Raw genomic sequence first — 6,154 nt, forward strand, 5'->3', positions numbered from 1 at the left:
GTTGAGAAATATCGATGGATAAAATTGCTGTTTTCTGCGGTTCAAAAATGGGCTCGGAACCTGAGCTAGTTAATTACACGGAACAGTTTGCAGAGGTTTTGGCTAAAGAAAACATTGAACTGGTTTACGGCGGTGCTCAGAGTGGTTTGATGGGCGTGTTAGCGGACAAGGTTCTTGAAAAGGCTGGTCGTGTAACAGGAGTGATGCCTGTGCTCCTGGAGGGCAAAGAACGAGTTCACAGTGGGTTAACTCAGCTTATCGAAGTGGAAGATATGCAAACACGAAAACAGACAGATGCTATCACTCTGTGATGGTGTGGTTGCTTTGCCTGGAGGGACCGGTACTTTGGATGAGCTGTTTGAAGTGTTAAGTTTGTCTCAGATTGGTAGTCACTATAAACCTTGCGGGGTGCTGAACATGCAAGGGTATTTTGATGGGCTGATAAGTTTTCTAAAGCATATGCGCGACAGTGGGTTCCTGCATCCCGACTATTTTGACATGCTCATTGTGGAGAGTGATCCTGAGCTGTTATTGCAAAGGATGAAAACATTCTCTCATCCGCATCATCAATAAGGTTCTATAGCTTTCTTGTTATATAAGAAAATATTTTATTAGTATATTTGCATTTATTGCCTGCCTTACACTAGCATCCAGGTATATCTGACCTGACATAAATGGCTGTTTTCTATCTCAGTCATGTCATTTTCTGACGCATATGTCAGTGGGTTATCCGCTAGAACAGGTGATGGTGTGGAACAACTCTTCTCTTCAATTCCCGAGCTATCTGCATTGCTGGAAGCATTCTCTCAGCCTGCGGCCGTGCTGTCTGATGAGTACCAGATCCTGGCGACTAATAAAGCGTACCAGGAACATCACTCCAGTGAGACAGAGCTGGTATCAAGGCACTGCTATCAGGTATCTCACGGTTATGCACATCCCTGTGATCAGGAAGGTGAGTCATGTCCGCTGAAACGTTGTCAGCAGACTGGAAGTAGGCAGCGCGTTTTACATCTGCACAACACTCCTTTTGGTCAGGAGCATGTGGATGTTGAAATGCTTCCTCTGCCACACAATGAGGGACAACCCCGCTACTATCTCGAAATAATGCATTTGGTTAAGGTTGCTCAGGCCACACCTGAAGGGCAGGGGCTGATTGGTTCATCTCCGGCTTTTAATAAGATGGTCTCTTTGATTCAACGGGCTGGCCCAAGTGAAATATCAGTTCTTTTGTTAGGGGAGTCAGGAACAGGAAAAGAGCTTGTGGCGAAAGGGTTGCATAATGTGAGCGGCCGAGCACAGGCTCCTTTTGTCACAGTTGAATGTTCCGGGTTGAGTGAAACCCTGTTTGAGAGTGAAATGTTTGGGCATGAGAAAGGTGCATTTACCGGAGCGATCAACCGTAAAGAGGGTCTAGTCTCAGCAGCGCGTGGTGGCACTCTGTTTCTTGATGAGGTGGGAGATATCCCTCTTTCTTTACAGGTAAAGCTTCTGCGCCTGATCGAAACAGGAACCTATAGAACGGTTGGTGGACTGGAGTTAAAACATGCTGATTTCAGATTGATATGTGCGACCCATAAGAAGCTGAAACAGATGGTTGAGATGGGTGAATTCAGACAAGACCTGTTCTACCGCATCAGTACATTCCCAATAGAGTTACCAGCCTTAAGGGAACGAAAAACAGATATCCCCTTATTGATCCTGGCTCTGCTGCAGCGTTTGCCGGATACCGAGGCTATAAAAGTTAGCTCCTCTGCACTGGCTTTTCTTAAAAATTACAGCTTTCCGGGCAATATCCGAGAGCTGAGAAACATACTCGAACGGGCTGTACTGCTGAGCGATGATGGAGTGATTAATGTCGAGCATTTACCGGATGAGTGTCGCATGAATAGGAGCATAGGCAGCATTCCTCCATTCGTTAGTGATGGGAAGCTGATCCCTCTGGCAGAGCTGGAGTCAGTTTATCTATCGCAGGTTAAAAATGCTTATTCTGGGCGTAATCGGGAACTTGCTGATGCGCTCGGAGTTAGTGAAAGAACGCTATACCGCAAGCTACAAGGGTTGTGATTAATCAGTGCTATTAATCGTTATGCATTAATGTTCTGGTCAATCACTCTTATATAAGAGCTTTATATATTAGGTTTATACGATGGTCGAATTCTTGTATATTCTTTGTTTATATATAGTTATTGCTAAAAATAATAAAAGAATAAATCAGTGCTTTTGGTACGCCACGTGGAGGCATGAATGTCCAAGATCATCAAAGGTCCAAGCACGCGCGAGTTGATGGAGCAGATGGTTCGGGAATCCGAGCATCTTTCGATCAATGATCGTCGTGATTTTCTGCGTAAAGGGGTTGCTGCAGCCGCGGGAATGGCTGCAACCACTATCGCAGGCAGTTCAATTGCAGGTGAAATTAATAAAGCTAACCTACCACCGAATGAGCCTGCTTGGGGTAAGCAGCTCGGTCATGGGGTAGTTGAGCACCCTTACGGTTCGCCTTCTCAGTTTGAGAACCATGTTGTTCGTCGTACAGTGCCTTGGCTAACAGCTGATTCCATCGCATCTATCTCTATGACTCCACTACAGGACCTGAAAGGTATTATCACGCCTAACGGTCTGGTGTTTGAGCGTTATCACGGTGGTGTGCCGCAGGTTAAACCTGATGAGCACCGTCTAATTATTCACGGTCTGGTTGAGCGCCCAATTATCTTCACTATGGAAGATCTGATGCGCTTCCCATCCGTATCAGAAATCAAATTTATCGAATGTCCCGCTAACGGTGGTATGGAGTGGAAAGGCGCGCAGATGGAAGCGCTGCAGTTCACCCATGGCATGTTGAGCTGCTGTGAATGGACGGGTGTTCCACTACGTGTTCTGTTGGAAGAGGCAGGTGTTAAACCGGAAGGTAAGTGGATCTTGGCTGAAGGTGCTGACGGTGCCCATATGAGCCGCTCCATTCCAATCGAGAAAGCGCTGGATGATACACTGGTTGTCTACGCTCAAAATGGTGAGATGCTGCGTCCAGAACAGGGTTACCCTCTGCGTTTGTTGAACCCAGGTTGGGAAGGCAATACCTCGGTTAAATGGCTACGTCGTCTGGAAGTGGGAGACAAGCCTTGGTATCACCGTGAAGAAACATCTAAATACACCGATCTGATGCCGGACGGTCGTGCACGTAAATTTACTTTCGTGCAGGAAACTAACTCAGTCATCACCAGCCCTTGCCCAGAGAATCCACTGGTGAAGCCTGGCTTCCTGGAGATTGAAGGTATTGCATGGTCAGGTCGCGGTAAGATTAAACAGGTTGATGTCTCCTTTGATGGCGGCGTGAACTGGGTACCAGCCAAGCTTAAAGGCTTGGTACTGGACAAAGCACTGACGCGTTTCAGTCTGGTAACTAAGTGGGAAGGTCAGCCATGGCTGCTGCAGTCTCGAGCAATTGACGAGACCGGTTATGTACAGCCAACGCTGGGTCAGCTACGTAAAGTTCGTGGCGGCAACTCGATCTACCACAAAAACTCTATCCACACTTGGAAAGTGGCGCCTACAGGGGAGGTTACCAATGTTCAAATCACTTGATAGCAAACAGTTGAAAAAATCCCTGTTGGCTGTTGGTCTGGGTGCTGCTCTGGCAGTAACAGGCACAGTTGCTCAGGCGGGTAAGTTAGGTATCGGTGCAACGGCAACTCAAGAAGAGATTGCTGGTTGGGATATCGATATCCGTTCAGACGGTATGGGACTGCCAGAAGGTAAGGGTACAGTTGAAGCAGGTGAAGGGCAGTACGAAGCGCTGTGTGCAACCTGTCATGGTTTGTTTGGTGAAGGTGAAGGTCGCTGGCCTGTACTGGCTGGTGGTCAGGATACTTTGACTGAAGAGCGTCCAACTAAAACTGTTGGGTCATACTGGCCATACGCGTCTACCCTGTATGACTATATTCGTCGTGCGATGCCGTTTACAGCACCGCGTTCTTTGTCTGATCAACAGGTATACGACATCACAGCCTATGTTCTATACCTGAACGAGGTTATTGATGAGGATTTTGTTCTGACCAAGGATAATCTAGCGAAAATTGAGATGCCAAATCAGGAAAACTTTTTTGTAGATCCGCGCCCAGATGTTAAAAATGCGCGTTGCATGAAAAACTGTGCAGATCCTAAGAAAATGCAGATCGCAGGTACTCTGAGAGGTATCACACCTGTTGGGCACTTTGTTGAAGGTGCAGACGCGCCAGCTGCTTCCCACGATGCTCAGATGGAGCAGGAACGGCATAAAGAGAAAGTGCGTAAAGCTACTTTGAAAGGCGAAACCGTGGCTGCACATGGTGCTGCTGCAGGTGGTTCTCTTTCAGAGGCGGCAATGGCAGGTAAATCAACCTACGAGGGTGCATGTAAGGTTTGTCACGGTTCAGGTCTGACCGGTTCACCAAAAGTGGGTGATATGGATGCTTGGTCTGGCCGTATCAAACAGGGTATGCCTGTGATGGTTCAGCATGCGATCAAAGGTTTTACCGGTGATACCGGAGTAATGCCACCGAAAGGTGGACGTGTAGACCTTAGTGATAAGCAGGTTGAACAAGCAGTGGCTTACATGGTTGAATCTAGCAAGTAAAGCTTATTAGTATATAAGGCCTGGTTATAAAACCGGGCCTTATCGCTCATAGAGCGATCCATAACAATAAAAATGACTGTTGAAAGACAGAACTCCGGAGGAGAAACAATGCGGAAGCTGACCACCTCGCTGTGCGCAGCTGGACTGTTGGCAATGTTTACTACGGCCCCTGCTGTAGCAGATAACCACGCAGATCAGATCGCACTGGGTAAAGCAGTTTATATGGGTAAGTCCCGTGGCAACTGTATCTCCTGTCATGCCATCGATGATCCCGATGCGAACTTGGCAGGTAACCAGGGACCACCTACTATCGCAATGAAAGCGCGCTACCCAGACAAGCGTAAACTTCGTGCCCAGATCTGGGATGCGACCAAAAACAACCCTCTGACAATCATGCCTCCTCTCGGTAAGCACTGGATTTTGTCAGAAGAAGAAATTGATGCTGTTGTAGAGTACATCTACCAGTTCTGATCTCCCTGAATGGGTGAAAGCAAGAGGATACAAAGAATGAGCATGAATCGTCGTTCAGTAGTTAAAGCTATCGCTGCAGGTGGCGCTCTGGTAGGTGCCAGTGTGCTGATGCCACGCATCGCAATGGCGGCTTGGTCAACTAAAGCATTTGACGCGGAAGATCAGGCTACAGCAATGAAAGAACTTCTGGGTGGAATGCCAGAAGAAAGCGCTGAAGTAACCATGAAAGCGCCAGACATCGCTGAGAATGGTGCAGTTGTACCAGTAACAGTTCGTTCCAGCATGGCGGGTGTTGAATCAATGAGCATTTTCGTTGAGAACAACCCTAACCCACTGGTTGCAGAGTTTATGATTCCTGCTGGTACAGCAGCGGATGTATCTACTCGTCTGCGTATGGGTAAAACCTCCAAAGTAACAGCGGTTGTTAAGGCAAACGGTAAGCTTTACAGCGCCTCTAAAGAAGTAAAAGTAACCATCGGTGGTTGTGGCGGTTAATCCAGTTAAAGGCTAAGACGAGGTAAGAATCATGGCTAAAGGTATTTTAAAAGTTAAAGCTAAAGCGGCTGGCGGCAAAACCAAAGTAAAAATGATGGCGAAGCACATCATGGAAACAGGTCAGCGTAAAGATAAGAAAACCGGCGAAGTGATCCCTGCAAAGTTCCTGCAGGAAGTAAAAGTTATGCACGCTGGTAAAGAGGTTTTTGCCGCTAATCTGGGTACAGCGATCTCTAAAAACCCGTACTTTGCATTCAATTTTGCAGGCGGTGCTAAAGGTGATGAGCTGACCATGACCTGGGTAGAAAATACAGGTGCTACAGCAACTGAAACTGCCAAGATCAAATAATCAGTGAGCCGGTAATATCCGGCTAACTGTGGGGTGTGAAGAATGAAAATAATAAAAACATTGGCGCTGGGTCTGACGGTTGCTGCGGCATCTCAAATGACCTACGCAGCGGATTCCGGTTTCGACATGAAAACCGTTAATCCTGAAGCGGATAGGATTGCTTTACAGAACTACTTCAAGTCTCGTTTCCCTGAGTCTGAGATTGCAGATTACGTTAATGGTATCTATGC

The 6,154-nt window shown here is 47.2% G+C and carries 8 protein-coding genes and 1 pseudogene; all 9 read left to right on the plus strand.

What is annotated here, in order from left to right:
- Positions 1-14: 14 nt before the first annotated feature.
- Positions 15-311, plus strand: a complete 297-nt coding sequence (locus GY843_RS06520; protein ID WP_297307737.1) for an LOG family protein — start codon at positions 15-17, stop codon at positions 309-311.
- Positions 295-573, plus strand: a complete 279-nt coding sequence (locus GY843_RS06525; RefSeq protein ID WP_297307739.1) for an LOG family protein — start codon at positions 295-297, stop codon at positions 571-573. The genes GY843_RS06520 and GY843_RS06525 overlap by 17 nt, the downstream gene beginning before the upstream one ends.
- 177 nt (positions 574-750) lie before the next feature.
- Positions 751-2,064 carry a sigma-54-dependent Fis family transcriptional regulator gene (locus GY843_RS06530; RefSeq protein WP_297307741.1) on the plus strand — a complete coding sequence of 438 codons (1,314 nt, stop codon included), beginning with the start codon at positions 751-753 and terminating at the stop codon, positions 2,062-2,064.
- A gap of 180 nt (positions 2,065-2,244) precedes the next feature.
- Positions 2,245-3,579: a sulfite dehydrogenase gene (gene soxC / locus GY843_RS06535; RefSeq protein WP_297307743.1), complete on the plus strand. Its 1,335-nt coding sequence runs from the start codon at positions 2,245-2,247 to the stop codon at positions 3,577-3,579.
- Positions 3,563-4,609, plus strand: a complete 1,047-nt coding sequence (locus tag GY843_RS06540) for a c-type cytochrome (protein WP_297307745.1) — start codon at positions 3,563-3,565, stop codon at positions 4,607-4,609. Before soxC ends, GY843_RS06540 begins: the two co-directional genes overlap by 17 nt.
- A gap of 108 nt (positions 4,610-4,717) precedes the next feature.
- Complete coding sequence (gene soxX / locus GY843_RS06545) at positions 4,718-5,080, plus strand: sulfur oxidation c-type cytochrome SoxX (protein ID WP_297307747.1); 363 nt, start codon at positions 4,718-4,720, stop codon at positions 5,078-5,080.
- A 36-nt stretch (positions 5,081-5,116) separates the two neighbouring features.
- The gene (gene soxY / locus GY843_RS06550; RefSeq protein WP_297307749.1) at positions 5,117-5,575 is read left to right on the plus strand and encodes a thiosulfate oxidation carrier protein SoxY; all 459 of its coding nucleotides are present in this window, start codon (positions 5,117-5,119) and stop codon (positions 5,573-5,575) included.
- 31 nt (positions 5,576-5,606) lie between these two features.
- Positions 5,607-5,924: a thiosulfate oxidation carrier complex protein SoxZ gene (gene soxZ, locus GY843_RS06555; protein ID WP_297307751.1), complete on the plus strand. Its 318-nt coding sequence runs from the start codon at positions 5,607-5,609 to the stop codon at positions 5,922-5,924.
- Between the two features lie 42 nt (positions 5,925-5,966).
- A pseudogene (locus GY843_RS06560) lies at positions 5,967-6,154 on the plus strand (sulfur oxidation c-type cytochrome SoxA); the annotation flags it as partial.

This window comes from Neptuniibacter sp., assembly GCF_024231755.1.
Lineage (GTDB): Bacteria > Pseudomonadota > Gammaproteobacteria > Pseudomonadales > Balneatricaceae > Neptuniibacter.

What these genes read in the sequence shown, in the direction of transcription:
- GY843_RS06540 (WP_297307745.1), top strand. Translation starts at nt 3,563, where the DNA reads ATGTTCAAATCACTTGATAGCAAACAGTTGAAAAAATCCCTGTTGGCT.
- soxY (WP_297307749.1), top strand. Translation starts at nt 5,117, where the DNA reads ATGAGCATGAATCGTCGTTCAGTAGTTAAAGCTATCGCTGCAGGTGGC.
- soxZ (WP_297307751.1), top strand. Translation starts at nt 5,607, where the DNA reads ATGGCTAAAGGTATTTTAAAAGTTAAAGCTAAAGCGGCTGGCGGCAAA.
- GY843_RS06525 (WP_297307739.1), top strand. Translation starts at nt 295, where the DNA reads ATGCTATCACTCTGTGATGGTGTGGTTGCTTTGCCTGGAGGGACCGGT.
- soxX (WP_297307747.1), top strand. Translation starts at nt 4,718, where the DNA reads ATGCGGAAGCTGACCACCTCGCTGTGCGCAGCTGGACTGTTGGCAATG.
- GY843_RS06520 (WP_297307737.1), top strand. Translation starts at nt 15, where the DNA reads ATGGATAAAATTGCTGTTTTCTGCGGTTCAAAAATGGGCTCGGAACCT.
- soxC (WP_297307743.1), top strand. Translation starts at nt 2,245, where the DNA reads ATGTCCAAGATCATCAAAGGTCCAAGCACGCGCGAGTTGATGGAGCAG.